The sequence below is a fragment of the Halobaculum sp. XH14 genome (assembly GCF_032116555.1).
Taxonomy (GTDB): Archaea; Halobacteriota; Halobacteria; order Halobacteriales; family Haloferacaceae; genus Halorarum; species Halorarum halobium.
Genome location: NZ_CP134949.1, coordinates 1114890 through 1139866, shown reverse-complemented (window position 1 = coordinate 1139866; position 24977 = coordinate 1114890). Strand labels below are relative to the sequence as shown.

Sequence of the window (24977 nt, the reverse complement as noted above, 5' to 3'; positions counted from 1 at the left end):
ACGCGCCGTACGGACCTAATCGTGGTGCCCAACTGGTGGCACGGAGCCCACACGCCGGGCCGTGGGAAGCCCGGCTACTCGAACTCGGGGTCCCGCTTCTCGACGAACGCCGCCATCCCCTCGCGCTGGTCGTGGGTGCCGAACAGGCCGGCCCAGACGCGCCGCTCGTAGGTGAGCCCCGCGCCCTGCGGCTCCTCGTGGACGGCGTTGATCGCCTCCTTGGCCGCCCGGAGCGCGAACTTCGGCTTCGCGGCGAGGTCCTCGGCGACGTCGGCCACGCGCTCGTCGAGCTGGTCGTGCGCGACGACCTCGCCGACGAGCCCGTACTCCCGCGCGTCGGTCGCGTCGACGCGCTCGCCGAAGAAGATGAGCCGACGTGCCGTCTCGTCGCCGACGAGGCGGGGGAGCCGCTGGCTGCCGCCCCAGCCCGGGATGATTCCCAGGTCGATCTCGGTCTGGCCGATGACCGCCCGCTCGGAGGCGACCCGCAGGTCGCAGGCGATGGCGAGCTCACAGCCCCCGCCGAACGCATAGCCGTTGACCGCGGCGATGGTCGGCGCCGGGAACGTCTCCAGCTTCGAGGCGACGCCGTGGCCGAGTTCGGCGTACGCCTGGGCCTCCGGCGTCGAGAGGTCCTTCATGTAGCTGATGTCGGCGCCCGCGACGAACGCGTCCTCGCCGGCGCCCGTGAGCACCAGCACGCGAGCGTCAGCCGCCTCGGCCTCGTCGATGGCGACGTCGAGCGCCTCCAGCGTCGCCACGTTGAGCGAGTTCAGCGCGTCCGGCCGGTCGATCGTGATCGTCGCCACGTCGTCCTCGATCTCGAGCGCCACCGTCTCCGAGTCTGGCATGCGCGAGTCGTCGGCTCGCCGGGCCGTAACTGTTCCCCCGACTGCGAGCGCCGCTACCCCGCGCTGGCTCGGGAACCCGGACGTTCAGCGCGGCAGTTCGGTCACCAGTCGATGACCTCGCGGTCGTGCCAGAACTTCCCCGCCGGCGCGCCGGCGACGAACCGGCAGAGCCAGACGGCCGTGTCCGCCCCCTCCGCGGGTGAACGGGGCGCGGACTCCCCGCCGAGGCCGGTGCTGACCCACCCCGGCGACGCGGAGTTGGCGAGCAGGCCACGGTCGGCGTACGCGCCGTGGAGCTGCACGGTCAGCCCGTTCAGTCCCGTCTTCGAGAGGGAGTAGGGACCCCGCGCCGCGTCGCTCTCTCCGGAGAGCTGCCCCCCGCGGCTCGACACGTTGACGACCCGGGACCCGTCGCGTTCGAGGAGCAGCGGGAGCGCGTGCTTGCTGACCAGCATCGGCCCGCGGAGGTTCGTCTCCAGCACCGCGTCGATACCGTCGGTCGAGGCCGCCCCCACCGGTCCTGCCGGCCCCCCGATGCCGGCGTTGTTGACGAGCACGTCGAGGCGACCCGCCTCGTCGCCGATGCGCTCGACCGCGTCGACGATCTGGGACTCCTCGGTCACGTCGAGCCGCACCGGTCTGAGTTCCTCCCCCGTCACGTCGTCGGGGTCGCGGCCGCCGGCGTAGACGACCGCCCCGAGGTCCACCAGCCGCTCCGCGATCGCCGCCCCGATGCCCCGCGTCGCCCCCGTGACCAGGGCGACCTGCCCGTCGAGCGAGTCGTGAAGGTCGACGTCCATGGCCCCACGCCCGGACACCCGCGATAAACGGTTTGTGATGGCGGCGATCCGACGTGAATACGTTCGGGTGCGTGTCTCGCCGTGCCGCGTACCGCGGCTGAAGCGAGGAGAGCGCGGCGCGGCCGTCCCCGTCGCGCAAACCGGTAGGCCGAAATACTCCCGGCTGATACGCCCGGCCGATGAGCCTCACCGACGAGGAGCTGGAGCGGTTGGCCGACGTGGTGCGACTCCAGCCGACGAAGAACTCCGAACTGGGCGAGCGGTGGGGGTTAGAGAGCGGCAGCGACGTCCACAGTTACCTCGAGAACCACCTCTCGGATCACTACTACCGCGACGACGACAGCCTCATCCGGGCGACGAGCGAGGCCGCCGAACTGACCGGCGTCGACCCCGGCGTGGAGGACGACGGCGAGGAGGGCGGCGTCCCGGACCGCATCCGCGTCCCCGAGTTGCACAGCCAGGTGTTCGCGGTGCTGGCCGGCCCGGACGAGCGCTCCGAGTCGGTCGTGTCGGTGCTCGGGAAGCTCAGGGAGCGGTTCGACGTCGACCCCGACGTCGGCGACGTGCGCCGCGCGCTCCAGAGCCTCCGTCGGAAGAACGTCGTCGAGGTCGAGTACCGCACCGTCCCGACGTTCCGGCTGGCCGTCGGACGGGACGCGGTGGACGTCGAGGTCAGCGAGTAGTCAGTTCCCCGTTCTCTCAGCCGTTCCCGGTTCCCCCGCTCGCTCCCGCTCGCGCTCCCGCCGTCGGGACAGCAGCGCCCTGATTCCCTTCCCCGGACCGCCCTCGACCGGCCAGCCGTTCGTCCGCCACTGCGGGGGTTCGGGCGAGAACTCCGGGCAGTTTCCGGAACACTCCGCGCCGGTCGGCACTCGGCCCTTCGCCGCGCAGTAGGGCACCATCGCGCGCCCCTCGCGTCGGAGTTCGAAGTGCCGGCAGTCGGGCCGCATCGTCTCGCGGAACGACCGCCAGCCCTTGCCGTACGCGCGCTCGGTCAGTTCGAGGCGCTTGTCCGCGTCGCCGTCGGCGTCCAGCCGCGTCGGGTGCCAGAGCACCTCCGCGGCGTCCGCGTCGACGCCGTCGGCGAAGTCGAACTCGAGCACGCCGACCTCGACGGGCATGTCCTCCAGCAGCGCGGGCGAGACGCGCTTTCCCGTCGCGCCGGTCGCGACCCACACCTCGTCGGCCAGATCCGCGTCGAGGTCGTGTCGAAGCTGATCCGCGAGCGCGCTCGCGGCGCTCGCATCGAGGTCGGGCTTGTTCTCGACGACCGCCACGCGCTCGACCCAGTCGGGGTACTCGCGGAGCCGACGGAGTTCGACCCGGTCGTGCGGGCCGCGCCGCTTCTCGATCAGGTCACGGCCCGCCGCGCGGTGGACGGCAGCGCGGACGTAGCGCCACGGGAACCCCGGGTGCGGGAGCGCGTCGCGGTACCACTCGAACTCGGCGGGCGCGTCCCGGACGACCCGGATGAGGTCCATGTCGAGGCCCCGCTCGCCGAACAGCCGTCGCTCGGCGAACGCCTCGGGGTCGACCTCGAGGACGACGGTGTCCCAGCGCCTCCGTTTCGTCCCCAGCTGCCGGGCGACGAGGACCGGCCGCTCGCCGTCCGTCGGATGCCAGGCGAGTTCGGCCCACCGGCTCACGAGCAGTTCGAACGCGAACTCGCTGTCGCCGGCGCCGGGGAACACGTCCGGGGGGACGCCGGTCCGGTGGAAATCGGTTTCGGTGGCGCGGTCGGCGGGGGCGACGCCGTCGCTGGCCCGTCGAAACCCGGAGGGCTCGGGGCCGGCCTCAGTTCTCCGAGCGCTGGAGGAGGTACTCCTCGTCGGCCTCCTCCTGGAGGGCGTTGAGGTAGTCGTGGGCCTCGCGGAGGATGTCGCGGGGGCCGTCCTGGGTGATCGTGTTGAGTGCCTGCTCGTAGTCGCGCCACTGGAGGTCGCGGTGTTCGGTGGAGAGCTCCGCGGACGCCTCGAACGAGTGCGCGATGAACAGGTGCACCGTCTTGTGGATGGTGTTCCCGCCCGCCTCGAACACGTAGTCGTACTGCTCACGGAAGCCGTCGATGAGTCTGAAATCACCGATCCCGGCCTCCTCTTGTACTTCGCGTATCGCCGTCTGCTGGAGCTCCTCTTCCCCCTCGACCCCGCCCTTCGGGAACTCCCAGTCCCCGGGTCGGCTCTTCAGGAGCAGGTACTCCCGGTGGCCGCGGGTTTCGCGGAAGAGGATGGCTCCAGCACTGGTCGCTTCGACCGGCATTACCGATAGGTAAGTAACCCCGTGTTAAGAGAATGTCGGACCGGGAACCCCGAACGCGGCCGTTCGGTCCCGAGCGTCCCGGTCCACGCCGTCGAGGCGGACGCGCGCCGGTCGGCCGTCTGGCCGGACGAGCGTCGGTCGAACGGACGTCGGTCGAACCGACGGCCCATGCCAGCGGCTCCCGCGCGTTCGACGGGTAGATGTGCTTTTAGGGCTCGCGTGCGCAGGTCAGGGCAACCCCCAGCTCACACATGACCTTCGTCACAAAACTCCGCTTCCAGAGCGGGGACCGGGCGGCCCTCGACGACACCGTCGACGGGCTCCGCGACATGCTCGAACGGAAGGGCGCCGAGTGCAAAGGCCCCCACACCGAGCCGTCCGAACACGTCCGCGTCCCCCTGTACGACACGCTCGCCCCCGGATCGGTGCTGGGCGAGTGGAGCTACGAGCTGTTCTCGCGCCGCATCGAGATCCACGGGAACGACCACATCGCCCGCGAGGTCGGCCACATGGACTTTCCCGACTCGGTCCACGTCGAGATCGAACTGGAACAGCGCGAGCAGGTCGGCACCCGCGGCTGAGGCCGTGTTCGTTCACGTCAACGCCGCCGTCTCGGTCGACGGCAAGCTCTCGTCCCGGCGGCGCGAGCAGGTCGAGATCAGCGGCCCTGCGGACTTCGACCGCGTCGACCGGGTCCGCGCGGCCGCCGACGCGGTGCTGGTCGGCGTCGGCACGGTGCTCGCGGACGACCCGCACCTCACGCTCGACGAGGACGACCGCCGGGTCCAGCGCATCCGGAACGGACGCGATGGCAACCCGGCCCGCGTCGTCGCCGACTCCCGGGCACGGACCCCGACCGACGCGCGCATCCTCGACGACGAGGCGACGACGTACGTGCTGGTGAGCGACGCCGCGGCAGACGAGGACGTCGAGGCGCTCGAATCGGCCGGCGCGACGGTCGTCGCGGCGGGCGTGGAGCGCGTCGCGCTCGCCGGGGCGTTCGCGGAACTCGAGTCGGCGGGCGTCGACCGGCTCATGGTCGAGGGCGGCGGCGAACTCATCTTCTCGCTGTTCGACGAGGGGCTGGTCGACGAACTCACGGTGTACGTGGGGTCGATGGTCGTCGGCGGGCGGGACGCGCCGACGCTGGCGGACGGCGAGGGGTTCGTGGACGGGTTCCCGGAACTCGAACTGGTGGCGGTCGAGCGGGTCGACGACGGCGTGCTGCTCTCGTACGAGGCGTAGATACGCTCGCGATTCGGGCGGATTTTCGGACGTGATCGGTACTTCGCCGTGTCGTTCGGATTCCGCGTCAGTTCGCTCGTCGGTTCGTTCGTCGTCTCGGTCGGCGTTTCGACCGCCTCGAAAGCCCCCGGCTGGCTATATCCCGATGTGTCGCCTTCGGTTCTATCACGGCTATCGTGACGACCACCTCGAAAGCCCCGGCTCCCGGGGACGCACGACGACGCAAGCACCACAGGAGGGAGGCCGTAGGCCGACCGACGAGGAGCACAGCGAGGCGCGCGAGCACGAGAGCCGCGGGGGCGTTCGAGGCGATCGAAGCAACCGGCCTTAGGGGTTTCAGGCACTACCAGAATCGACCCTGGAGCCGTGCCGTCTCCCACCCAGCGGATGACTAACATGTGGTTCAGCCACTACCGGTAGTCGCTAGTGCACATCCCGGACACGCGGGTGGAACCGTTTTACGGTGCCACCCCCTACTCGTAGTCATGAGCAGTCAGACTCCCGCCGGGGAGCCCGTTCACGTCGAGAGCCGCGAACAGTTCGAGGAACTCACGAGCGAGGGCATCGTCCTCGTCGACTACTGGGCCGACTGGTGTGGCCCGTGCAAGATGCTGGAGCCGACCGTCGAGGAACTCGCCGCCGAGGTCGAGGACCTCCTCGTCCTCAAGGTCGACGTCGACCAGCACCAGCAGCTCTCACAGGAGGCAGGGGTGCGGGGCATCCCCGCGCTCCAGTTCTACGCCGACGGCGAGGAGGCCGAGCGGCTCGTCGGCGTCCAGGAGAAGGCGGACCTCCTGCGCGTCGTCGAGTCCCTGCGCTGACTTGATCCAGTCGCCGTTCTCAGCGAACCTGCTGGACCGCGACGCTGTGATCGGTATCGGCCGCGTGAGCGGTCGCCACGTCCTCGGCGTCCGTCTCCGACCGTCGAAGCGATTCCGTCCGGCACTCCCTGCACACCACGTGATACACCGTTCCACCCGTCATGCGGGCGGACCCAGGACAACCCGATAGTTAGTAAGCGGGCGATTAACCCCGGGAAACCGGCCGGTTCGGCGGGACCGGACGGTCGGCTCTGTTTCGACGGTCGGACCTCCGTCTGGTCAGTCGGACGGAGGACCCGGTCGGACCGTGGGCCCGTTTCGAGCGATCGCCCCGTTCCGGGCAATCAGGCGGAGCCGGCTTCGAGGCCGGCCTCGATGTCGGCGGCCCGTGCCCGTGCGCGTTCGACCACCGACGGCGGCGCTTCGAACGCCAGCGTGACCGTCTCGCCCTCCTCGTCGTACTCCTCGCGCTCGACGTGACCGTTGTCGTGGACCCACGAGACGAGGCTCATCGTCTCGTCGGACATCGGGAGCAGCAGCCGCTCCTGGCGCCAGTCGGGAAGGTCGGCCTCGATCCGGGCACAGAGCGCCTCGACGTTCTCGCCGGTCAGCCCGGAGACGGCGACCGGGTTCGGCGCGAGCGCGGAGAGCGCCTCGCGCTTCTCGGCCAGTTCGCCGGGGTCGAGCTCGTCGACCTTGTTGAACACGGTGACGAGCGGCGCCTCGTTGCGCTCGTACAGCGTGTCGTGACACGTGACGAGCTTCTCGCGCATCTCCCGGATCGGCTCGCTCGCGTCGACGACAAGCAGGACGAGGTCCGCGTAGTACACCGAATCGAGCGTCGACTGGAACGACTCGACGAGCCAGTGGGGCAGGTCCGAGATGAACCCGACCGTGTCGGTGAGCAGCACGTCCCGCTTCTCGGTCTCCGCGCGCCGGGTCGTCGTCCCGAGCGTCGTGAACAGGTCGTCCTCGGACTCGGCCGTCTCGTGGAGGTCCGGGTGCGTCTCGACGTTCTCGTCGACGTCCAGATCCGCGGCGAGCTGGCGGAGCAGCGTCGACTTGCCGGCGTTCGTGTAGCCGGCGAGCGCGACCAGGTCGAAGCCGGACTCGCGGCGGCGCTCGCGGCGCTCCTCCTCCTTGTGGGCGATGTCGTCGAGTTCGTCCTTGATGCGGGCGATCTGTGACTTGATGTCCCGCTCGCGCGACTGGTCGTACTCGCCGAGTCCCATGAACCCCGGCCGCTCGTCGCGCTGTGCGAGGCTCGCTTTCACCTCGGCGCGCGGGAGTTCGTAGCGGAGTTCGGCCAGTTCGACCTGCAGTTGCGCCTTTCGGGTCTGGGCGCGCTGGCCGAAGATCTCGAGGATGAGCGTGAACCGGTCGATGATCTCGACCCCCTCGGGCAGTTTCCCGCCGAGGTTGAACGTCTGATACGGGCCGACCTCGTTGTCGATGACCACACACTCCGCGTCGGTTTCACGCACCAGCGCGGCGAGTTCGTCCGCCTTCCCCTCGCCGAAGTGGAACGCGGCGTCCTCCTCGCGCGTCTGTGTGAGGCGCCCGACGACCTCGTGGCCGGCGGCCCTCGTCAGGTCGCTGATCTCCGAGAGGTCGGCTCGCCCCCGCTCGACGCGTTTCGTAACGAGCGCCCTCATCGGGTCGTCGGACCCTCCGCGCCGGTGTGGGCGGTCAGCGACGGCTGGTGCCGACGCCACCGGCCGCTCTTCGGTTCGACGATCGACGGCCACGGAGACACCGCTACCACCGTCTCAGGGGCGGGGGCCCGCCACCTCGCGTTCGGTTCGATCGATCATTGATCGGTGCTACGGGACCTGGCGGTTTAATCATGGTGCCGGCCGGCGAGCCCCGGCGTTCGACCCCGGCGGGGAGACGCGGGAACGAGTCGGCGGGAGCGTGCAGAACCCGGCGAATCCGCCGTAGTCCGGGTGTCGTTCGGCGGTGTCAGTTCGGGTTCACGGGCACCGGGAGCGGAGCGCGTCGGGGCGGTACGGTACGACTAACATTCACTGGCGGCGTGCTTCTGGAGTCAAATGGCTGGCACGGTGACGATCAGCATCGAAATCGAACTCGGCTGGGGCGTCCACGACCTGCCCAAGCGGTCGCACCTGTCGGACGACGGGCGGCGCGAGCGACAGTACCTCCGGAAACTCCTGAGCAAGGCCGACGAGTGCGGCGTCCCCATCACGTTCGACATCGTCGGCCACCTGCTGCTCGAGTCGTGTGACGGGAGCCACGCGGGAGCGTACCCGACGGGCTGGTTCGACGCGGATCCCGGGACGGACGGCGAGGCTGACGGCCTGTTCTACGGGCCCGACATGGCCGAGGCGGTGCTGGACGCGGACGGCGGTCACGAACTGTCGACCCACACGTTCTCACACGTCCTCTGTGACCGGGTCAGCGACGACCTGGTCGAGACGGAACTCCGCCGGTCGGCCGAGCTGCACGCCGAACTCGGCGAGTCGTTCTCCTCGTTCGTGCCGCCACGCCACTATCGGCCCGACAACGAGGTGCTTCGGCGGAACGGCGTCCGGGTCGCGCGGTACGCGAAGGTGAAGGAGTCGCCGACGGTCGCCCACCGGTTCAAACAGCTCACCCTCGGGCCGCACCCCGAGTGGGAGCCGCGGGTCGAGGACGGGGTGCTGGAGACGTACTGCACGACGTATCCGTCCCTGACGGCGAGAACCCTCCCCGCGGGCGGGGCCGACGTGTTCCCGGGCTATCGGGCGTTCCCGCTGGCCGCCAGAAAGCTCGCCCACGGGCGGTATCTCCGACGCGCGACAGGGCGGTCGATCGAGTCGGGCACGCCGCTCCACCTCTGGTGTCACCTGTACGACCTGAGCAACGAACACCAGTGGGAGGTGCTCGAGGGCTATCTGGAGTTCCTCGCGGACGTTCCCGACGACGCGTTGTCCGTCGAGACGATGGAGTCGCTCGCGGAAACCCGGCTGGAGCCGGCATGAGCCGGCCGATGCGGGTCTGCCTGCTGCTCCCCGGTGAGACGGTCTCGCGCTGGGAGGCCCGCGCGCTCGCCCGGCTGCTCGCCGAGGCCGACGTCGAACTCACGGCGGTGGTGTACGACGAGGGCGACGACGGCCGGAGCGCGCGTGAGACGCTCGAACGGGCCATCGAGCTCCGCGAGTGGACGGCGATCGCCGTCCTGACGTGGCTGTTCGGCCGGCCGGTTCCCCAGACCGATCCGGTTCGGGTCGACGCCGTCGTGGACATCGACGATGCCCGGACGTTCAGGGTCGAGCCGACCGTCGTCGACGGCTGGAAACGGGAGATTCCGGCGGAGACGGTCGAGCGTCTCGCTCCCCGCGCGGACGTCGCGGTCAGGTTCGGGTTCGGATTCCTCGTCGGCCCGATCCTCTCGGAACTGCAACACGGCGTCCTGAGCTACCACCACGGCGACCTCCGCGAGTACCGCGGGCAGCCGATGGGGTTCTGGGAGTTTCTCCACGGCGAGCGAACGGCCGGGATCACCGTCCAGCAGCTCAGCGAGAGGCTCGACGCCGGCGGCGTCGCCGCGATGAAGACCGTTCCCATCGGCGACCTCCACACGTGGGGTGCCGTCCGCTGCCGGCTGTTCGAGGAGTCCGACGACGTGCTCGTCGCCGCCGTCGAATCCCTCCGGGCGGGCGAGGTGCGCGAGCCCGAGACGCTCGGCGACCTCTACACCCTCCCGCGAGGGCTTCCCGTGGCGAAGTACGCGCTGAAGAACGGCGTCGGCTACGTCCGCGAAGCGATGCCGGCGTGACGCGCCTGCCGCGGGGTGCGGGACGGGCCGCTCCGCTGGACCCGCGGCACGGACACGTGCGCCTCGACCCGCCTCGTGCCGGTCACCTCGTGTTCAGGTCGTCCTCGTCCCTGATGATGCGCGTCTCGGCCTCGCCGCTCGACACCTCGTTCACGAGGTCGTAGAACTCGTTCTGGAGCCCCGCGGGGAACGTCACGACGCCGACCCAGGAGCCGTCCGACTGCCACTCCTCGCGTTCGAGGTCGCCGAACTCGCGGACCTTCGCCTGGCCGCTCCCGGCGTACTCGGGGGGAAGCTGTGCCGCGACGGTCACCTCGTCGAACCGGATTGGGATGACCGGGCGCAGCATGTCGAGCGCCTCGTCGACCTGGCTCTCGACGGGCTCCATCGGGTCGATCTTGAACCCGGCCTCCTCCAGCGCCCGCTCGACGCGCTCGGGCGGGTGGGGCGCGTCGTCCATCTGCGGGTTCACGGCGTTCCGGACGATGGTGTTGATGAGCGCCTTGCGCTTCTGCTCGGTCATCTCGCGCCGCTGCTCGGCGGTGATCTGGATGTCCCCCCGCCTGACGACCTCCGGGATGATTTCGAGCGCGTCGGTCGTGCCGAACACCTCCTCGACGTCCTCCTCGGCGGGTCGGTCGCCACGCGAGGCGTTGTCGAACACGTCCTCGGCGGCGATGACGTCCTCCAGATCGCCGTCGAACTCCCCGCGCTTGATCGCGAGTGCCGCGTCGGGGTCGATGAGCACCTCGAAGCGCGCGCCGTGGGATTCGAGCCGTGCGGTCACGGCCTCGTCGAGTGAAATCATATCCGGGAGTATCGCGGCCGAGGGTAAAAGGTATCCCCCGACTCCGCGGCGGCGACCCGGACCGGCTCACTCCGGCGGCCGCTTCTCCTTCGAGACGACTTCGACGTCCGAGATCCGGGTTCCCGGGTAGTTCCCCGACTCGTCCTTCTCGGCCGCCTTCACCATGTCCCAGACGACGTTCAGCCCGGTCGTGACCCCCTCCAGCGCCTCCATCTCGCAGCCGGTCTTGCCCGTCGTCTCGACGGCGACCTCCAGTTCGACGCGGTCTCCGTGGAGGTCGAACGCAGTCTCGACGTTCGTGATCGGGATGCCGTGACACATCGGGATCGTCTCCCAGGTGTGTTTCACCGCCTGGATCGCGCCGACGCGCGCGGTGGCGAGCACGTCGCCCTTCGCCACCTCGTCGTCCCGGACGGCGTCCACCGTCGACGGGCGGAGTCGGATGACGCCACGCGCGACGGCCCGTCGGGCCGTGTCGGGCTTGTCGCCCACGTCGACCATCTGCACGTCTCCCTCCTCGGTCGTGTGTGTGAGATCGTCGTCCGTCATTCACTCGTCCCCCTCGTCCCGCAGCGCGTCCGGAATCCGATCGACGAGGTCCGTCGCCACCAGCCCGTAGCCGTGCTCCTCGACGGCCGCGTCGCCCGCGCGGCCGTTCGCGTACGCCGCGGCCGCGGCGGCGTGAACCGGCTCCTGGGCGGGGACGAGCGCGCCGGTCACGCCCGCCAGCACGTCGCCGGTGCCGCCGACGGTCATCCCCGGGTTCCCCGTCCGGCCGACCCTGGTCGTCCGACCGTCCGAGATCACGTCGTAGGCGCCCTTCACGAGCAGCACGTGGCCGAGGTCCGCGGCGAACTCGGTCACCAGGTCGGCACGCTCGCGCCAATCGTCGGCCGTCTCGCCGCCCATCGCCCGGAGTTCGCCCTGGTGGGGCGTACAGACGAGCGAGGCGTCGGTGTCGATTTCGGGGACGATTTGGAGCGCGTCGGCGTCGACGACGGCGGTGCCGTCGAAGTCGGCGAGGAACTCCGCGGTCGCGTCGAGCGTCTCGTCCGCGTCGCCGAGTCCCGGGCCGAGGACGACCGCGTCGTGGTCGGCAGCGAGTCCCGAAATCCGATCGACGTGCTCGGGCCCGAGGTGCTCGCCCCGGAACGGGCGGACGATGAGGTTCTCGTCGAACCCCTGCACCTCCCGGGCGACCGACTCCGGACAGGCCACCCGGACGAGGTCCGCGCCGGCCCGGAGCGCCGCCCGCGCAGAGAGGGCCGGCGCGCCGGCGTACGGGCCGCCGCCGACGACGAGCACCTCGCCGTGGTCGCCCTTGTGCGACTGCGGGTCGCGGTCGACCGACGCGAGGTCGCCGGGACCGACGAACAGCTCGGCCCCCGCGGGAATGCCGATGTCGGCGACGACCAGGTCGGCGGCGAGGTCGGCGAGTCCGGGCTTCTCGTCGTGGAACGTGACGACCGCGTCGGGGTCGACCGCGACGCCGGCGGCCTCACCGGTGTCGGCGTCGACCCCCGAGGGAACGTCGACCGAGACCACGGTCGCGTCGGCGTCGTCGATCGCGCGGATCGCCGTCGCCTCGGGTTCGCGGGGCGCACCCGAGACGCCCGTGCCGAGCATCGCGTCGACGACCAGGTCGGGTGCGTCGCCGTCCCGGGAGTCAGTGCCGTCCCCGGCGGCGGCGCCGGCGAGGGAGAACTCCCGCGAGTCCGTGCACGGTTCCGCCGGAATCTCCGCCGCCGCGAGGGCGTCCCAGTTTTCGCGGGCGATCTCCGTCGAGATCGTCTCCGGCCTGCCGAGCAGTGCCACCCGGAGGTCGTACTCCTCGAGGAACCGCGCCGCGGCGAGGCCGTCGCCGCCGTTGTTCCCGCGGCCACAGACGATCGTGACGCTCGCGCCGGGGTCGACCCGCTCGCGGACGGCCCTGGCGACGGCGTTCCCGCTCGACTCCATCAGTTGCTTGCGGGGGACGCCGAGCGCCGCGGCGTTGCGGTCCACCATCGCCATTCGGGCGGACGTGATCATCTCGGCCGACGCTTCGTCGGCCCGCGCCGTAAATCGAGCGGGTGCGTCGCCGGCCGACCGTGGCCGCCGGGTGCCGACGCAGGCACCCGAAACTGACCGACCGTCGGGAGGCCAATTTTTTCCGAACGAATCCTCGTGAAAACTGCCAGAACCATTTAGTCTACGTGTGTGAAAGGTCGACGCATGTCAGGACTGCTCCCGTCCGACGTGGACACGCCGAGTGGCGACTCGACCGCCACCGAGACGGTGCCGGGGAGCGACGCAGGCCGCCAGGAGTCCCCCGAGGAGGTCACGGACGAGGACGGGGACGTCCGCGTCTGCTGGCTCGACGACGACGACGCCGACGCCCTCATCGGTTCGCTCTCCTCCGAGACGGCCCGCTCGTTGCTCACCGCCCTCCACGACGAGCCCAGAACCGCATCGAAGCTCGCGGAGACGGCCGACACCTCCGTCCAGAACGTCCGCCACCACCTCGAGAACCTGCAGGAGGCCGGACTGGTCACGACTGCCGGGACGCGCTACTCGGTGAAGGGCCGAGAGATGACCATCTATCGCCCCACGAACGAACGGCTCGTCGTCGCGGTCGGCGGCGACGAGGACCGGACCTCGTTCCTCGACTCGCTTCGGGGGCTGCTGGGCGTGCTGGCCCTGCTCGGCGGCGCGAGCCTGCTCGTCCAGTGGGCGTTCGGCGGCGGCGTGGCCGACCTCGGCGGCCCCGAGACCGCCCCCCGAATCGGCGACGCCGTCGGCGGCTCGGCCGAGGTCGCGCTCGGCGTCCTCCCGCCCGGCGTCGCGTTCCTCGCGGGCGGACTGCTCGTGCTGGCAGCGGTGCTCGCGGTCGGACACCTCCGGAGCCAGTGATGGGTATCGGCGGCGGGGACACGAACGGGACGGTGCGTCCGTGAGCCGTTCGATCGCCGTCGTCGTCGTGCTGGTGGTGCTTGCGAGCCTCACGACCGGGATGGTCGGCGCGACGGACATCGCGGAGTTCGGCGGCTACGAGGGCAGCGTCTCGCCCACGACCGGCGGGGACGCGACGCTCGGCGGCGCGTCGGTCGGCGACGCGCCGATCGACTCGGCGGCCGATCCCGAGCCGGCGGCGGTCCGCGTCGGCGTCATCGGGAGCGGATTCGACAGCGGCCATCCGGCGCTGTCCGGACGCGTCTCCGCACACGGCCGGATCGCGGGCCCGTCCCTGGCGTTCGACGGGCCGGCGTCGACGTCCCACGACACCGCCGTCGCGGAGATCGTCGCGGACCGGACCGAGGGGGCGGGGCTGTACCTCGTCGGCGTCGGGAGCCAGCCGACCCCGGGGGAGTACGCGCGTGCGGTCGACTGGCTCCTCGCCAACGACGTGGACGTCATCGTCGACTCGGGGAGCTACTTCCCCGCGACCGCGGGCGGCAAGGAGCGGATCGCCGGCGCGGCCGAGCGGGCGGCCGACGACGGCACCGTCTTCGTCACCTCGGCGGGCAACTACGCGAAGCGACACTGGCGCGGGACGCCCGAGGCCGAGGGCTGGATCGAGTTCGACGGGGACGTTCAGGGCAACCGGCTCGGCGAGGGGTCGGTCTCGGGCGAGGTGACCCTGCGGCTCTACTGGGACGGCTCTGCCGACTACGATCTCTACCTCTACCGGGACCTCCCGGGGCGTGACGACCCGGTCGTCGCCAAGTCCACGCGGGAGAGCGGGAACGCCGAGGCCATCGACGAGACCCTCCCGACCGGCAACTACTACGTCGCGATCTACGCCCGCGAGCCCGGCGACGAGCCGGTCGACCTGTTCGCCACCGAACGGTCGCTCGCGGTCGCCGGCGCGGCCGGCAGCACGGTCGCGCCCGCCAACACGGAGGGCGTCATCACGGTCGGGGCAGTCGACGACAGCGGAACGGTCGCCTCGTACAGCTCCGGGGGCGCGGACGTGAGCGCACCGGGGAGCGCGGACACCCACGTCGCCGGCCGGTTCTCCGGCACCTCGGCCGCCGCACCGATGGTCGCGGGCGCGGTCGCCAGCATGCGGGACGACGGCTCCCTGACGCCGGCACAGGTCGAGGCGATCCTCCGACGGACGGCCGAGGGCGACGAGCGGACCGTCGACATCCGGGCGGCGCTGGAAGCCGCGGCGAACGCGTCGGCTCCGAACGGAACGGCCGCGGCCGACGCCTCGCGCCCGCCCCGGAGCGGGGCGAACACGTCCGCACCGGAACCGTACCCCGGCCCGTAGGCCGGAGCAGAGTCCCATCCACGAGGAGAGCAGCACCGCGGCAAGCGATGGGAGACGTCCGGCCGGGGTCGCGATCAGTTCCGTCGTCCGGCCCAGGTTTATCACCGAAGACGGGGCCATCGACGGACTGAAGCCGTGTCGAACGCGACCCACACTGTGACCGAGGCCGAGGACTGGCGGGCGGTGTTCGGGCACGCCGACCCGTACCCCGAACAGGAGGACGGCGTGGAGGCTGCCGTCCGGTCAGCGCGCGATTCAGGATACCTGGCGCTGGAGGGCGCCTGCGGAACCGGGAAGACGATGCTCGCGCTCACCGCCGGCATCCACCTCGTCCGCGACCCGGACTCCGACTTCGAGCGCGTGCTCGTGCTCACCAGCGTCAAGCAGCAGCTCCGGCAGTTCGAACAGGACCTCGAAACGATCAACGCCGGGCTCCCCGAGGACTGGCGACCCGTCTCGGCGATGACGCTCGTCGGGAAGGCGGACGTCTGCCCGTACTCGCGGGAGAACCGCGCGGGCATCGACGACTCGAACGTGTACGACCGCTGTGAGGGGCTGCGCGAGCGCACCCGCGCGCTGGCCGGCGACGGCGGCGACGCCACGGCCGGCGCGCTCGTCCAGCAGGCGAGACGCGCCCAGACCGGCATCGCAGACTCGGGGGAGGCGGGCGTCTCCTACCTCGAAACAGCCGGCGAGCCGACGCCGTACCTCCCCCAGTTGCCCGAACACGGCGGCGGCGCGACGGGCGAGGGAACCGAGTTCTGCCCGTTCTACGCGCAGTTCCTGGAGGACCTCCCCGAGGACGGCGACCCGGCCGAGGCGGTGCCGTTCGACTTCGCTGACGCGGGGCTCATCGACGCCGACGAACTCGTGCGGCTGTCCGCGGGCCACGGCACCTGCCCGCACTCGATGATGGGGGCGCTCATCCCGGAGGTCGAAGTCGTCGTCGGCAACTACTACCACGCGTTCGACCCGGTGACGGCCGCCACGTTCACCGGGTCGCTGCTCGACGACTCGACGTTCGTCGTCTGCGACGAGGCGCACATGCTCGAACCGCGGGTCCGTGACCTCGTCTCAGACGGCGTCGGCGACGCGACGCTCCGGGACGCCGAGAACGAACTCACCCGCGTCATCCAGCCGGTCGCCTTCGAGAACGAGGGGAAGCGAACGCAGGGGACGACCGACGCGGACCTCGTGCGCGGGGAACTCTCGGACGCGGAGGTGAGCCTGAGCGAACTCGAGCTCGTCCGGGACTTCGTCCGTGACCTCCGCGAGGAGGTGGACCGCCGGGTGACCGCCCACCTCGAACGTGACCACCCGGGCTGGCGCGCGGATCTCACGGAGCTCCGTGACGCGGAACTCCCGCTCCGGGACCCCGAGGTGCCCGCCGAGGACGAACTGTCCGAGTGGGCGAGCGACGCGGGGTACGGCGAGAAGGTCTGGGCCCGCGCGGAGCACGTCGGCGCCGTGGTCAAGCGCGTGCTCGACGAGGCCGAGGAGGAGGAGACTCAGCGCGCCGCGCCCGCGGTCGGACGGCTGCTGAACGCCTGGTACCGGCTCGATCACGAGTCGTACTTTCGGGAACTCGAACTGGAGCGGACCTGGGACGAGACGGAGCCGCCCGACTCCTGGCGGCGGGCGTACAACGCCCGGCTCGCGCTCCACAACTGCGTGCCGGCGGACGCCATCGGCGACCGCCTCGCCGACTTCGGCGGCGGCGTGCTCATGTCGGCGACGCTCGCGCCGCTGTCCGTGTTCCGGGAGGTGACCGGGTTGAACTACCTCGAGTCGGAGGGACGGCCGGTCGAGGAGCGGACGTACGGGCTCTCGTTCCCCGCCTCGAACCGCGAGTCGCTCGCCGTCGACGCGCCGAAGTTCACCTACGGCAACCGCGGGACCACCGACGAGGAGAACGAGACGCGAGAGGCCCACGCCGACGCCGTCGCGGAGGTGGTCCGGACGACGCCCGGCAACGTGCTCGTCGGGATGCCGAGCTACGGCGAGGCCGAGTGGATGGCGGGCGTGCTGGACGAGCGGACCGACGCGCCGGTGCTCGTGGACGAGTCGAGCGCCGACAGCGCGACCGAGGACCTGAAGGCGGAGTTCTTCGGCGGCGAGGCGAAGACGCTCGTCACGAGCATCCGCGGGACGCTCACCGAGGGCGTCGACTACCGCGGCGACCGGCTCTCGGCGGCCGTCGTCTGTGGCGTCCCCATCATCAACACCGCGTCGCCGCGGACGAAGGCCGTCAAGACGGCGTACGACCGCGAGTTCGGCGACGGGTTCGAAACCGCGCTCACGGTACCGGCAGTTCGGAAGGCCCGGCAGGCAATCGGGCGCGTCATCCGCGGCCCCGAGGAGGTCGGCGTCCGCGTGCTGGTCGACGCCCGCTACGCCCGCGACTCGTGGAACTCGGTGCGGGAGTACTTCCCCGAACCCGCCCGCGAGGAGTTCCAGCCTGTCAGTCCGGACATGCTCCGCTTCGGCCTGGAGCGGTTCTGGGACGGACAGGAGTGAGTTGGTGACCGTGCGACTGCAGCAGGTGTGGCGCGCGGCGGTCGCCCCCTGTGGGCGGCCGAATCGCGCGAGGGATGAGCGAGTGAAACGAGCGAATCGGCTGGGGAGGCGTGTGGCTGCCGTGCGGTGCGGAGCCGTCGGGTGGGACTGAAAGGGGCCACGAGGGCTTTCGAGGCAGTCGAAGCGACGGACGAAGAGACACACACCGATAGCCACGAGCGCATTCGAGGGGCCCAGATACCGGCCAGTCGAACCGAAACACCGGTAACAGGGAAGAGAACAACCTGGAGAACTCACTCAAATCGAACTCAGCGCCGCGCGACTAGCAGGAACGTCTCGACCCGCGTCTGCGCGCGCTCCACGGTGAACCCGGCCGACTCGAACGCCGAGACGGCAGCACCGAGCGCGAACCGCTCGTCGGTCGGCGGCCCCGACTCGCCGGTCCCGGTCGCGGTCCAGTCGACGGTGACGACGCGCCCGCCGGGACGAACGACCCGGGAGAGCTCCGCCAGCGCCGCGTCGCTCGCGTACTCATGGTACGTCATCGTGGAGAACGCGGCGTCGAGCGCGTCGTCCGCGAACGGGAGGTCCGCCACCCCGGCGGTGACGAACTCGACGCTGGCTGGAACCGGCTTCTCGCGGTGCAGGTCGTGCATCGCCGCCTGTACGTCCACCGCGTAACAGCGGGCGACGTGGGGCGCGACGACGTCGGTATAAAAGCCCGTACCGCTACCCAGATCCGCGACCGTCGCGTCCGTGTCGACCGCCAGCGCCGCGCGCAGTTCCTCGGCCGAACAGTACCGAAAGCGGTCCGGGTCCTCCAGCGCGTCCGCCCGGTCCACGTCGTACGTGTGAAAACCCATGGAGAAAGACGGGTCCCGCGGGCGAAAAGCGCTCGGTTCGGCGGGGTTTTGTTCGTCCCGGCACAGTAGCCGGTATGCGCGTCAGGGACGCTCGTGGCGGGGAGGCCGGACGGATCGCCGAGGTCGCTCGGGCGGCCTGGCACGCCGCCTACGGCGAGTTCCTTCCCGACGACGCCATCGAGGCGACGGTGGACGAGTGGTACGACCCGGCGGGCGTCGGCGATCGGATCGGCGACGACGAGACGGAGGTGGTCGTCGCCGTCGAATCGGCCGGGGACGCCGGGGAGGACCGCGGCCGGGGCGACCGTGAACCGGCGGTGGTCGGGTTCGGGCAGGCCCGGTACAGCGGCTCCGTCGGGAACGTCGTGCTCGACCGGATCTACGCGCCCCCGACCGCTGGGGCACCGGCGTCGGGTCGGCGATGCTCGGCGAACTCGCCCGGCGGTTCGTCGGCGACCGCGACCGGATCTCGGCCGTCGTGCTCGCCGACAACGAGGTCGGCAGGGCGTTCTACGACGCGCGCGGCTTCTCGGTCGTCGGCGAACGGGAGACCTCGTTCTCCGGCGTCGAGCGGGACGAACTGATCGTCCGCGCCGATCTCGACGACCTCGCCGGTCTCGACGACGCGTCCGGCGGTGCCGACGTCGGAAGCGGGTAGCCCCTCAGCGTTCGTCGACCTGCACCGTCTCCTCGACGATCATTCGCGGGCCGGCGCCGACCTCGAGGAACTCCGCGGCGTCGGCCATCGTCCGCTCGCCGGCCGCCGAATCGAACGCCTCCTTGTAGGCCGCCAGGTCCTCGAAGTACAGTTCCAGCACGCCGTCGTAGTCGGCCCGCTCGGGGTCTATCGGGAGCGACGTGACGTAGCGTTCGAGCCCCGGCAGTTCCGACGCGACGGGGCTGTGCTCCTCGAGCCAGTACTCGGCGAACTCCCCGTGGCTGTCACCCTCGGCGCGGACGACGAACTCGACGACTTTGATCACGTCGCCACGGTGGCCCAACCAGCACTTGGCTCTGCCGGCGCGCGGCCGCGACCCCTGCCACCGACGGTGGGCTTATGTCCCGCGACGTCCCTCCCACCGACATGTCCACGCGGATTCGGCGGCCGGACCGACGGGAGTGCGAGCGCTGCGGCCGGGTCGAGCGCTGGAGCGACGACGCGGACGCCTGGCGCGTCGACGACGGCGAGGGCGACGTCTACTGCATCCACGAGTGGGACATCAACGGCTCGTTCGTCCCGTTCGAGAAGGGCGGCGCCTGACCGCGGGCGAGTGCGATGCCGACGCTGTACGTCACCGCGCCGCCGGAGGCGGCACCCGACATCGCGCGAACGCTTGTCGAGGAGCGCCTCGCGGCCTGCGTCAACCGCGTCCCCTGCGAGTCGACCTACCGGTGGGACGGCGAGGTCACCGTCGACGAACGGGAGGCGGTGCTGCTGGTGAAGACGAGCGACGAGCGGGTCGCCGAGGCGGCGGCGCGCGTCGCCGACCTCCACCCCCACGAGACGCCCTGCATCGAACGGTTCGAGCCGGACGCCGTTGCGGACTCGTTTGCGGCCTGGATCGACGACGCGACCGCGGCCGAGTGAGCGGCGAGGCCGCCTCGCCCGTCAGGCCCGGCCGAAAAGGGAACCGCCCGGCGAATCAGACCCGGTCGAGCAGCCCGTTCAGCACGCTCATCGTCCCGTCCATGAACCCGTCCTCCAGGACGCGGTCCGCGGCCCCCTTCGCGGCCTCGTCCGCGTTCGCAACCGCGTAGCTCTCGCCGACCGCGCCGAACAGTTCGACGTCGTTCTCGCTGTCGCCGACCGCGACGAACGATTCGGGGTCGAGTTCGAGGGTCTCGCAGGCGGCCTCCAGCGCCCGCCCCTTGCTCACGCCGCGGGAGGTGAGGTGGTAGGCGTACTGGGAGTCGATGAAGTTCAGGTCGAACTCCTCGGCGAGCTCTCGCAGCATCGTCTCGTCGGCGCTCCGTCGCGCGGCGACCTCCGTCTCCCGCCAGCGGTTCACCGTGTCGGCCCCGTCCCAGCCGAGGTCGCCGCCGCGCTCCCGGAACGCCGCCGTCGCGCGGCGGACCGGCTCCGGGTCGCCCTCGTAGCTGACCTGCCCGTCCACGCAGACGACGCCGCCGTTCTCGGCGATCACGCGCTCGGGAATGCCCACGAAGTGACAGAGCGCGACGGGGTAGGGAAACGCCTTCCCGGTCGCGACGACGACCGGCGCGGGCCACTCGGGGAGCACCTCGAACACGCGCGGGTCGACGGTGTGGGCCGACGTGGTGAGCGTGCCGTCGATGTCGAGCGCCAGCGGCGGGACGGCCGGCCCCGTGGGGTCCTCCGGGTCGATGCGGTCCTCGAACTCGTCGAGGTCGTCGGCTGTGGCGGGCATTCGGTTGGTGGTGCGTCGGGTGCGCGGGGGAAAGCGTCGTCGGTGCTGATCGGTGTTCGGCGCCACGAGGATAGTCCTGCCCACGAACAACGGCTTGGAAGCCCCCGCGGCTTCGTGGGCCGCGCCTCGCTGCGCTCCTCGTCACTCGGCTTCGCCTCGTTCCTGCGGTGCTTGCGTCGTCGGGGCACCACGAGAGCCGCGGCCCCTTCCATTCCCACCCTGTGGGAAGTCGGTTAGTCCTCGCTCCCCGGACACCCGCTCGTGCAGCCATGGGGTGTCGGCCGTCCTCCTGGCCAGTCAGGTCGTCCGAGTCGCGGTCAGTCGGAGCCGACCACGTCGGCGTCGGCGGGCGAGCGAGCGTCGAACTCGGCCACGAGGTCGTCGAGGCGGTCGGGGTCGCCGGCCGCGGCGAGTGGTTCCTCGGCCGTGCGGCACGGTTCCGCCACGTCGAGGTCCGCACAGACGCGGTCGGCCGTCGCCTCCGCCATCGCGCGGTGGGTGGTGAGCTTCCCGCCCACGATGGAGTAGAAGCGGTCGACGCCCTCGTCCGCGTGGTCGAGGAGCGCGAAGTCCCGCGAGATGCCGCGCTCGTCCTCGCCCGCCGCCGCGGGTTCGTACAGCGGTCTGACCCCCCAGTAGGTGTCGAGGACGGGTGCGTCCGCGAGCCCCGGGAGCATCGCCGCACACTCCTCGATCACGCGGTCGACTTCCCACGCTCCCTGGGGGAACTCGTCCGGGTCCTCGACGGCGACGCTCGTCGTGCCGAGTACCGCACGATCCCGGTGGGGAACGACGATGTCGCCGTCGGCGGGATCCCGACAGCGGTTCAGCACGGGGCCGAGCGTCGGGTACTCGACCGCGACCATCACACCACGGGTCGGCCGCATTCGCAGATCGACCCCGGCGAGCGCGGCACACTCGCCCGCCCACGCGCCGGTCGCGTTCACCACCGCCTCGGCGTCGATGCGCGTCCCCCCGACCGTCGCGCCCGTGGCGGTCCCGTCCGCCACGTGGACGGCTTCGATGGGCGCGTTCGTCCGAACGTCCGCGCCGTGTCCTCTGGCGTCGTCGGCCGTCGCGGCGACGAGCCGGGAGGGGTAGACGACGCCGTCTGGGACCTGCATCGCCCGCTCCAGGTCCCCCGCGAGCCCGCCCACGCTCAGCCGCGCCCGGAGCGCGTCGATCTCGCCGGCGTCGATTCCGACCTCCCGGCAGGCGTCAAGCTTCCGGTCGAAGTAGCCGTCGTCGTCGCCGGCGAGCGAGACGAACAGCCCGCCCGTTTCGGCGACGCAGTCGGCCGCGATCCGCCGCAGAACCCGGTTCTCCTCGATGCACTCGGCCGCGCCGTCGGGGTCCGACTCGGCGTAGCGCGCGCCCGAGTGGAGCACCCCGTGTGAGCGCCCGGTCGTTCCGGCCGAGAGGCCGCCGCGCTCGGCGAGCGTCACGTCGACGCCGCGCATCGCCAGGTCCCGCGCGACGCCGACGCCGGTCGCCCCGCCGCCCACGACGAGCACGTCCGTCTCCATACCGGTTCGTTCGGGGCCGGCGACTTGTCGGTGTCGGCGTCCCGGTCGCCCCCGACCAACACTTAACTCGCCGGCCGTCGCCAGTACTGGAAACCGCGAGCCGCCGGAGCCGACGCGCGAGGACGCCGCCGCTCGGCGGACGCGGCCGGGAACCAATGTCCGAGGAATACGTCGGCGCGATCGACCAGGGGACGACCGGGACCCGGTTCGTCGTGTTCGACCACGCCGGTCGGGCCCGCGCGACCGCCTACGAGACCCACGAGCAGCACTACCCCGAACCCGGCTGGGTCGAACACGACGCGACGGAGCTCTGGGCGAACACGAAGCTCGTCGTCGCCGGAGCGCTCGAGGAGGCCGGCATCGACGCCGCCGACCTCGCCGCAATCGGGGTGACGAACCAGCGCGAGACGACGGTGCTGTGGGACGCGGCGACGGGGGAGCCGGTCCACCGGGCGATCGTCTGGCAGGACCGCCGCACCACCGAGCGCGTCGAGGAACTGGACGCCGACGGGACGGGGGCGGAGATCCGGGCGAAGACGGGGCTGAACCCCGACGCCTACTTCTCGGCGACGAAACTGGAGTGGCTCCTCGACAACGCAAGCGGCGATGGGGCGGAGGGTGACGGTGGCGATGCAGGCGGAGGCGGCGACGACACGAACGACGAGGGGACCCTCCGCGCCCGCGCCGCCGCGGGCGAGGTACTGTTCGGGACCGTGGACTCGTGGCTCGTCTACAACCTCACCGGCGGCGGCGCGCACGTGACCGACGTGACTAACGCCTCGCGGACGATGCTGTACGACGTCCACGAGTGCGACTGGGACGACGACCTGCTCGCGCGGTTCGACGTGCCCGGCGGCTGTCTCCCCGAAGTACGACCCTCCAGCGACGCCGACCGCTACGGGCACACGGACCCGGACGGGTTCCTCGGCGCGTCGGTCCCGGTCGCCGGCGCGCTCGGCGACCAGCAGGCGGCGCTGTTCGGCCAGGCCTGCTTCGACCCGGGCGACGCGAAGAACACCTACGGCACCGGGAGCTTCGTCCTGTTGAACACCGGTTCGGAGGCGATCGAGAGCGAGCACGGCCTGCTCACGACGGTCGCGTTCCAGCGTTCCGGCGAGCCGGTCCAGTACGCGCTGGAGGGGTCGATGTTCGTCACCGGCGCGGCCGTCGAGTGGCTCGAGGACGTCTCGCTCGTCGGTGACGCCGCCGAGACGGAACGGCTCGCGCGGTCGGTCGACTCGCCCGACGGCGTCTACGTCGTGCCGGCGTTCGCGGGGCTCGGCGCGCCCCACTGGGACCAGCGCGCCCGCGGCACGATTATGGGGCTCACGCGCGGCACCCGCCGGGAGCACGTCGTCAGGGCGACGCTCGAATCCATCGCGTTCCTGACCCGCGACGTGACCGACGCGATGGCGGCCGACGCCGGCGTCGACCTCGACGCGCTCCGGGTCGACGGCGGCGCGGTGGACAACGACTTCCTCTGTGAGGTGCAGGCGGACGTGCTCGGCGCGGACGTCGTCCGCGCGGCCGTGCGGGAGACGACCGCGCTCGGCGCGGCCTACGCGGCCGGCCTCGCCGTCGGCTACTGGGACGACCTCGACGCGCTCCGGGCGAACCGGCGGGTTGACCGGACGTTCGACCCCGAGGACGGCGCGACGACGGGGAGCCGGTACGAGCGGTGGGGCGAGGCGGTCGAGCGCTCGCTCGACTGGGCACGGGACGCGGACGAGTGAGCGGGAACTCGCCGGTACCCGGCCGTGACCGACGGAACGAAGGTGGACGCACGGGACGGTCAGCCGTGTTCCGCTACTAGTTCGGCGTGTACCACTGGCGGCGTCGCTTCCGCCGCATCGGCATCGGTGTGACCGTCGCGGTTGCCGGCCTGGCGCTGGGCACCGTCGTCGCCACCGGCCCGGCCTACGTGGCCGGACTCGCGCTGGTGTTCGCGGGGCTCTGGTACGGCCAGTCGGCGCTGAAGCGGCTGCTCGTCCCGGCACCGTGGCAGTCCGAGCGCTGGCCGTACGTGCCGCTCCGACACGCGCTCGACCTCGACGGGGCCGACCGATGGCTCGACGTCGGCTGCGGGACGGGGCGCTCGCTCGTGGCGCTCGCCGGGGACGACGTCGGGTCGGACGCCGAGCCCGTGAACGACACCCGGGTCACGGCGCTCGACACGTTCGACGCGCGGATCATCCTCGGCAACGGGGCGCGGTACGCCCGGCGGAACGCGGCGACTGTGGGGTTGAACGCGGCGGCCGTCGCGGGCGACGCGACGCGGCTCCCGGTCCGGAGCGGCTCTCAGGACGTCGTGACCGCGTGTCTGCTCCTGCACGACCTCCCGCGCCCGGACGCCGTGGCGTCGCTCCGGGAGGCCCGGCGAGTGCTAGCCGACGGCGGCCAGATCGGCCTGCTGGAGCCTCACGTGACCCACGAGCGGACGGACGACGTGATCGGCTACTGGGAGGCGGTGCTGGCGGACGAGGGGTTCGAGGTGATCGCCAGCGGCGAGGTGAGCCGCGGCGGTTCGTGGTACTGCTACCTCGTCGGGTCGCCGTCCGCGTCCGCGGAGTGAGACGGCAGGGACGGTCCGGAACCGATTTCATGGCGGCGAGCACATCGGCGGCCATGACCACCGTTCCCGGTTCCGAGCGACTGAGCCTCTCCGAGGTCGACCCCGTCGTCGCGGTGTGTCTGCCGATCGTCGTCGCCCCGTTCGGCTCCCTGCTCGGCGGACTGTTCGTCTCCCACCTCCTCCGTTCCGAGATCGATGCCGTGTGGGTCACGACCGCGGTCCTGACGTCGCTCTCGTTCCTCGTCGTCTCGCTGCGCTCCTGACTCGGCGGTCGACCGTTGCAAGGGAGGGGACG

General features: G+C 71.3%; 28 protein-coding genes. 15 read left to right on the top strand and 13 right to left on the bottom strand.

Annotated elements, in window-relative coordinates; genetic code table 11:
• Window positions 1–74 precede the first annotated feature (74 nt).
• Both RJT50_RS05735 and RJT50_RS05730 read right to left on the bottom strand, forming a co-directional pair.
• Complete coding sequence (locus tag RJT50_RS05735) at window positions 75–851, bottom strand: enoyl-CoA hydratase/isomerase family protein (protein WP_313694911.1); 777 nt, start codon at window positions 849–851, stop codon at window positions 75–77.
• Window positions 852–952: 101 nt separating this feature from the next.
• The gene (locus RJT50_RS05730) at window positions 953–1651 is read right to left on the bottom strand and encodes an SDR family NAD(P)-dependent oxidoreductase (protein ID WP_313694909.1); all 699 of its coding nucleotides are present in this window, start codon (window positions 1649–1651) and stop codon (window positions 953–955) included.
• Window positions 1652–1830: 179 nt separating this feature from the next.
• Here RJT50_RS05730 and RJT50_RS05725 point away from each other — a divergent pair, with 179 nt between their 5' ends.
• Window positions 1831–2334 carry a DUF5797 family protein gene (locus RJT50_RS05725; RefSeq protein ID WP_313694907.1) on the top strand — a complete coding sequence of 168 codons (504 nt, stop codon included), beginning with the start codon at window positions 1831–1833 and terminating at the stop codon, window positions 2332–2334.
• On the opposite strand, the gene RJT50_RS05720 is transcribed toward RJT50_RS05725, so the two are convergent.
• Window positions 2335–3342 (bottom strand): DUF5787 family protein, encoded by a 1008-nt coding sequence (locus RJT50_RS05720; RefSeq protein ID WP_313694904.1) that lies wholly within the window; start codon window positions 3340–3342, stop codon window positions 2335–2337.
• 103 nt (window positions 3343–3445) lie between these two features.
• On the bottom strand, window positions 3446–3910 hold the full coding sequence (locus RJT50_RS05715; protein ID WP_313694903.1) for a bis(5'-nucleosyl)-tetraphosphatase: 465 nt from the start codon (window positions 3908–3910) through the stop codon (window positions 3446–3448).
• A gap of 251 nt (window positions 3911–4161) precedes the next feature.
• Here RJT50_RS05715 and RJT50_RS05710 point away from each other — a divergent pair, with 251 nt between their 5' ends.
• From RJT50_RS05710 to trxA, 3 genes are all read left to right on the top strand, one after another.
• Entirely contained in the window at window positions 4162–4491 is a 330-nt protein-coding gene (locus RJT50_RS05710; protein WP_313694902.1) for a 30S ribosomal protein S10, read from the top strand.
• 4 nt (window positions 4492–4495) lie between these two features.
• Window positions 4496–5155: a 2,5-diamino-6-(ribosylamino)-4(3H)-pyrimidinone 5'-phosphate reductase gene (locus RJT50_RS05705; protein WP_313694901.1), complete on the top strand. Its 660-nt coding sequence runs from the start codon at window positions 4496–4498 to the stop codon at window positions 5153–5155.
• A 485-nt stretch (window positions 5156–5640) separates the two neighbouring features.
• On the top strand, window positions 5641–5976 hold the full coding sequence (gene trxA, locus RJT50_RS05700; RefSeq protein WP_313694900.1) for a thioredoxin: 336 nt from the start codon (window positions 5641–5643) through the stop codon (window positions 5974–5976).
• Between the two features lie 19 nt (window positions 5977–5995).
• Here trxA and RJT50_RS05695 read toward each other — a convergent pair whose 3' ends face one another.
• The gene (locus RJT50_RS05695) at window positions 5996–6139 is read right to left on the bottom strand and encodes a hypothetical protein (RefSeq protein ID WP_313694899.1); all 144 of its coding nucleotides are present in this window, start codon (window positions 6137–6139) and stop codon (window positions 5996–5998) included.
• A gap of 181 nt (window positions 6140–6320) precedes the next feature.
• Complete coding sequence (gene hflX, locus RJT50_RS05690; RefSeq protein WP_313694898.1) at window positions 6321–7631, bottom strand: GTPase HflX; 1311 nt, start codon at window positions 7629–7631, stop codon at window positions 6321–6323.
• Between the two features lie 396 nt (window positions 7632–8027).
• On the opposite strand from hflX, the gene RJT50_RS05685 reads away from it, so the two are divergent.
• Together RJT50_RS05685 and RJT50_RS05680 are read left to right on the top strand one after the other, a co-directional pair.
• Window positions 8028–8957 (top strand): polysaccharide deacetylase family protein, encoded by a 930-nt coding sequence (locus RJT50_RS05685; protein WP_313694895.1) that lies wholly within the window; start codon window positions 8028–8030, stop codon window positions 8955–8957.
• Window positions 8954–9754: a formyltransferase family protein gene (locus RJT50_RS05680; protein WP_313694892.1), complete on the top strand. Its 801-nt coding sequence runs from the start codon at window positions 8954–8956 to the stop codon at window positions 9752–9754. Before RJT50_RS05685 ends, RJT50_RS05680 begins: the two co-directional genes overlap by 4 nt.
• Window positions 9755–9836: 82 nt before the next feature.
• Here the strand turns inward: RJT50_RS05680 and RJT50_RS05675 are convergent, their stop codons facing one another.
• The 3 genes from RJT50_RS05675 to RJT50_RS05665 form a co-directional block, all read right to left on the bottom strand.
• The gene (locus tag RJT50_RS05675) at window positions 9837–10562 is read right to left on the bottom strand and encodes a ribosome assembly factor SBDS (RefSeq protein WP_313694890.1); all 726 of its coding nucleotides are present in this window, start codon (window positions 10560–10562) and stop codon (window positions 9837–9839) included.
• A 66-nt stretch (window positions 10563–10628) separates the two neighbouring features.
• Window positions 10629–11111 (bottom strand): cyclic pyranopterin monophosphate synthase MoaC, encoded by a 483-nt coding sequence (gene moaC / locus RJT50_RS05670; RefSeq protein ID WP_313694889.1) that lies wholly within the window; start codon window positions 11109–11111, stop codon window positions 10629–10631.
• The gene (locus tag RJT50_RS05665; protein WP_313694888.1) at window positions 11112–12593 is read right to left on the bottom strand and encodes an NAD(P)H-hydrate dehydratase; all 1482 of its coding nucleotides are present in this window, start codon (window positions 12591–12593) and stop codon (window positions 11112–11114) included. It lies immediately after the preceding gene.
• 183 nt (window positions 12594–12776) lie between these two features.
• Between RJT50_RS05665 and RJT50_RS05660 the strand changes: the two genes are divergently transcribed.
• From RJT50_RS05660 to RJT50_RS05650, 3 genes are all read left to right on the top strand, one after another.
• The gene (locus RJT50_RS05660) at window positions 12777–13454 is read left to right on the top strand and encodes an ArsR/SmtB family transcription factor (RefSeq protein ID WP_313694886.1); all 678 of its coding nucleotides are present in this window, start codon (window positions 12777–12779) and stop codon (window positions 13452–13454) included.
• Window positions 13455–13494: 40 nt separating this feature from the next.
• Complete coding sequence (locus RJT50_RS05655) at window positions 13495–14817, top strand: S8 family serine peptidase (protein ID WP_313694883.1); 1323 nt, start codon at window positions 13495–13497, stop codon at window positions 14815–14817.
• Window positions 14818–14973: 156 nt separating this feature from the next.
• Window positions 14974–17334 carry an ATP-dependent DNA helicase gene (locus RJT50_RS05650; protein ID WP_313694882.1) on the top strand — a complete coding sequence of 787 codons (2361 nt, stop codon included), beginning with the start codon at window positions 14974–14976 and terminating at the stop codon, window positions 17332–17334.
• A gap of 308 nt (window positions 17335–17642) precedes the next feature.
• Here RJT50_RS05650 and RJT50_RS05645 read toward each other — a convergent pair whose 3' ends face one another.
• Window positions 17643–18197: a class I SAM-dependent methyltransferase gene (locus tag RJT50_RS05645; RefSeq protein WP_313694880.1), complete on the bottom strand. Its 555-nt coding sequence runs from the start codon at window positions 18195–18197 to the stop codon at window positions 17643–17645.
• A 421-nt stretch (window positions 18198–18618) separates the two neighbouring features.
• On the opposite strand from RJT50_RS05645, the gene RJT50_RS05640 reads away from it, so the two are divergent.
• Window positions 18619–18855: a GNAT family N-acetyltransferase gene (locus RJT50_RS05640; protein ID WP_313694878.1), complete on the top strand. Its 237-nt coding sequence runs from the start codon at window positions 18619–18621 to the stop codon at window positions 18853–18855.
• 4 nt (window positions 18856–18859) lie between these two features.
• Here the strand turns inward: RJT50_RS05640 and RJT50_RS05635 are convergent, their stop codons facing one another.
• Window positions 18860–19180 (bottom strand): EthD family reductase, encoded by a 321-nt coding sequence (locus RJT50_RS05635; protein ID WP_313694876.1) that lies wholly within the window; start codon window positions 19178–19180, stop codon window positions 18860–18862.
• A gap of 101 nt (window positions 19181–19281) precedes the next feature.
• On the opposite strand from RJT50_RS05635, the gene RJT50_RS05630 reads away from it, so the two are divergent.
• Window positions 19282–19458, top strand: a complete 177-nt coding sequence (locus RJT50_RS05630) for an HEWD family protein (RefSeq protein ID WP_313694874.1) — start codon at window positions 19282–19284, stop codon at window positions 19456–19458.
• A gap of 15 nt (window positions 19459–19473) precedes the next feature.
• Window positions 19474–19785, top strand: a complete 312-nt coding sequence (gene cutA / locus RJT50_RS05625; protein ID WP_313694872.1) for a divalent-cation tolerance protein CutA — start codon at window positions 19474–19476, stop codon at window positions 19783–19785.
• A 55-nt stretch (window positions 19786–19840) separates the two neighbouring features.
• Here cutA and RJT50_RS05620 read toward each other — a convergent pair whose 3' ends face one another.
• Together RJT50_RS05620 and RJT50_RS05615 are read right to left on the bottom strand one after the other, a co-directional pair.
• Window positions 19841–20584, bottom strand: a complete 744-nt coding sequence (locus tag RJT50_RS05620; protein WP_313694871.1) for an HAD hydrolase family protein — start codon at window positions 20582–20584, stop codon at window positions 19841–19843.
• Between the two features lie 317 nt (window positions 20585–20901).
• Window positions 20902–22110 carry an FAD-dependent oxidoreductase gene (locus tag RJT50_RS05615; RefSeq protein ID WP_313694869.1) on the bottom strand — a complete coding sequence of 403 codons (1209 nt, stop codon included), beginning with the start codon at window positions 22108–22110 and terminating at the stop codon, window positions 20902–20904.
• Between the two features lie 155 nt (window positions 22111–22265).
• Between RJT50_RS05615 and glpK the strand changes: the two genes are divergently transcribed.
• From glpK to RJT50_RS05600, 3 genes are all read left to right on the top strand, one after another.
• Complete coding sequence (glpK, locus tag RJT50_RS05610) at window positions 22266–23843, top strand: glycerol kinase GlpK (protein ID WP_313694866.1); 1578 nt, start codon at window positions 22266–22268, stop codon at window positions 23841–23843.
• An 86-nt stretch (window positions 23844–23929) separates the two neighbouring features.
• Entirely contained in the window at window positions 23930–24682 is a 753-nt protein-coding gene (locus RJT50_RS05605; RefSeq protein WP_313694865.1) for a class I SAM-dependent methyltransferase, read from the top strand.
• A 53-nt stretch (window positions 24683–24735) separates the two neighbouring features.
• A complete protein-coding gene (locus RJT50_RS05600) occupies window positions 24736–24945 on the top strand; it encodes a hypothetical protein (protein WP_313694864.1) in 210 nt (69 codons plus the stop codon).
• Window positions 24946–24977 lie beyond the last annotated feature (32 nt).

What these genes read in the sequence shown, in the direction of transcription:
- RJT50_RS05685 (WP_313694895.1), top strand. Translation starts at nt 8,028, where the DNA reads ATGGCTGGCACGGTGACGATCAGCATCGAAATCGAACTCGGCTGGGGC.
- RJT50_RS05715 (WP_313694903.1), bottom strand. Translation starts at nt 3,910, where the DNA reads ATGCCGGTCGAAGCGACCAGTGCTGGAGCCATCCTCTTCCGCGAAACC.
- glpK (WP_313694866.1), top strand. Translation starts at nt 22,266, where the DNA reads ATGTCCGAGGAATACGTCGGCGCGATCGACCAGGGGACGACCGGGACC.
- RJT50_RS05660 (WP_313694886.1), top strand. Translation starts at nt 12,777, where the DNA reads ATGTCAGGACTGCTCCCGTCCGACGTGGACACGCCGAGTGGCGACTCG.
- cutA (WP_313694872.1), top strand. Translation starts at nt 19,474, where the DNA reads ATGCCGACGCTGTACGTCACCGCGCCGCCGGAGGCGGCACCCGACATC.
- RJT50_RS05615 (WP_313694869.1), bottom strand. Translation starts at nt 22,110, where the DNA reads ATGGAGACGGACGTGCTCGTCGTGGGCGGCGGGGCGACCGGCGTCGGC.
- RJT50_RS05710 (WP_313694902.1), top strand. Translation starts at nt 4,162, where the DNA reads ATGACCTTCGTCACAAAACTCCGCTTCCAGAGCGGGGACCGGGCGGCC.
- RJT50_RS05600 (WP_313694864.1), top strand. Translation starts at nt 24,736, where the DNA reads ATGACCACCGTTCCCGGTTCCGAGCGACTGAGCCTCTCCGAGGTCGAC.
- RJT50_RS05620 (WP_313694871.1), bottom strand. Translation starts at nt 20,584, where the DNA reads ATGCCCGCCACAGCCGACGACCTCGACGAGTTCGAGGACCGCATCGAC.
- trxA (WP_313694900.1), top strand. Translation starts at nt 5,641, where the DNA reads ATGAGCAGTCAGACTCCCGCCGGGGAGCCCGTTCACGTCGAGAGCCGC.
- RJT50_RS05675 (WP_313694890.1), bottom strand. Translation starts at nt 10,562, where the DNA reads ATGATTTCACTCGACGAGGCCGTGACCGCACGGCTCGAATCCCACGGC.
- RJT50_RS05630 (WP_313694874.1), top strand. Translation starts at nt 19,282, where the DNA reads ATGTCCACGCGGATTCGGCGGCCGGACCGACGGGAGTGCGAGCGCTGC.
- RJT50_RS05725 (WP_313694907.1), top strand. Translation starts at nt 1,831, where the DNA reads ATGAGCCTCACCGACGAGGAGCTGGAGCGGTTGGCCGACGTGGTGCGA.
- RJT50_RS05665 (WP_313694888.1), bottom strand. Translation starts at nt 12,593, where the DNA reads ATGATCACGTCCGCCCGAATGGCGATGGTGGACCGCAACGCCGCGGCG.
- moaC (WP_313694889.1), bottom strand. Translation starts at nt 11,111, where the DNA reads ATGACGGACGACGATCTCACACACACGACCGAGGAGGGAGACGTGCAG.
- RJT50_RS05730 (WP_313694909.1), bottom strand. Translation starts at nt 1,651, where the DNA reads ATGGACGTCGACCTTCACGACTCGCTCGACGGGCAGGTCGCCCTGGTC.
- RJT50_RS05695 (WP_313694899.1), bottom strand. Translation starts at nt 6,139, where the DNA reads ATGACGGGTGGAACGGTGTATCACGTGGTGTGCAGGGAGTGCCGGACG.
- hflX (WP_313694898.1), bottom strand. Translation starts at nt 7,631, where the DNA reads ATGAGGGCGCTCGTTACGAAACGCGTCGAGCGGGGGCGAGCCGACCTC.
- RJT50_RS05640 (WP_313694878.1), top strand. Translation starts at nt 18,619, where the DNA reads ATGCTCGGCGAACTCGCCCGGCGGTTCGTCGGCGACCGCGACCGGATC.
- RJT50_RS05680 (WP_313694892.1), top strand. Translation starts at nt 8,954, where the DNA reads ATGAGCCGGCCGATGCGGGTCTGCCTGCTGCTCCCCGGTGAGACGGTC.
- RJT50_RS05645 (WP_313694880.1), bottom strand. Translation starts at nt 18,197, where the DNA reads ATGGGTTTTCACACGTACGACGTGGACCGGGCGGACGCGCTGGAGGAC.
- RJT50_RS05735 (WP_313694911.1), bottom strand. Translation starts at nt 851, where the DNA reads ATGCCAGACTCGGAGACGGTGGCGCTCGAGATCGAGGACGACGTGGCG.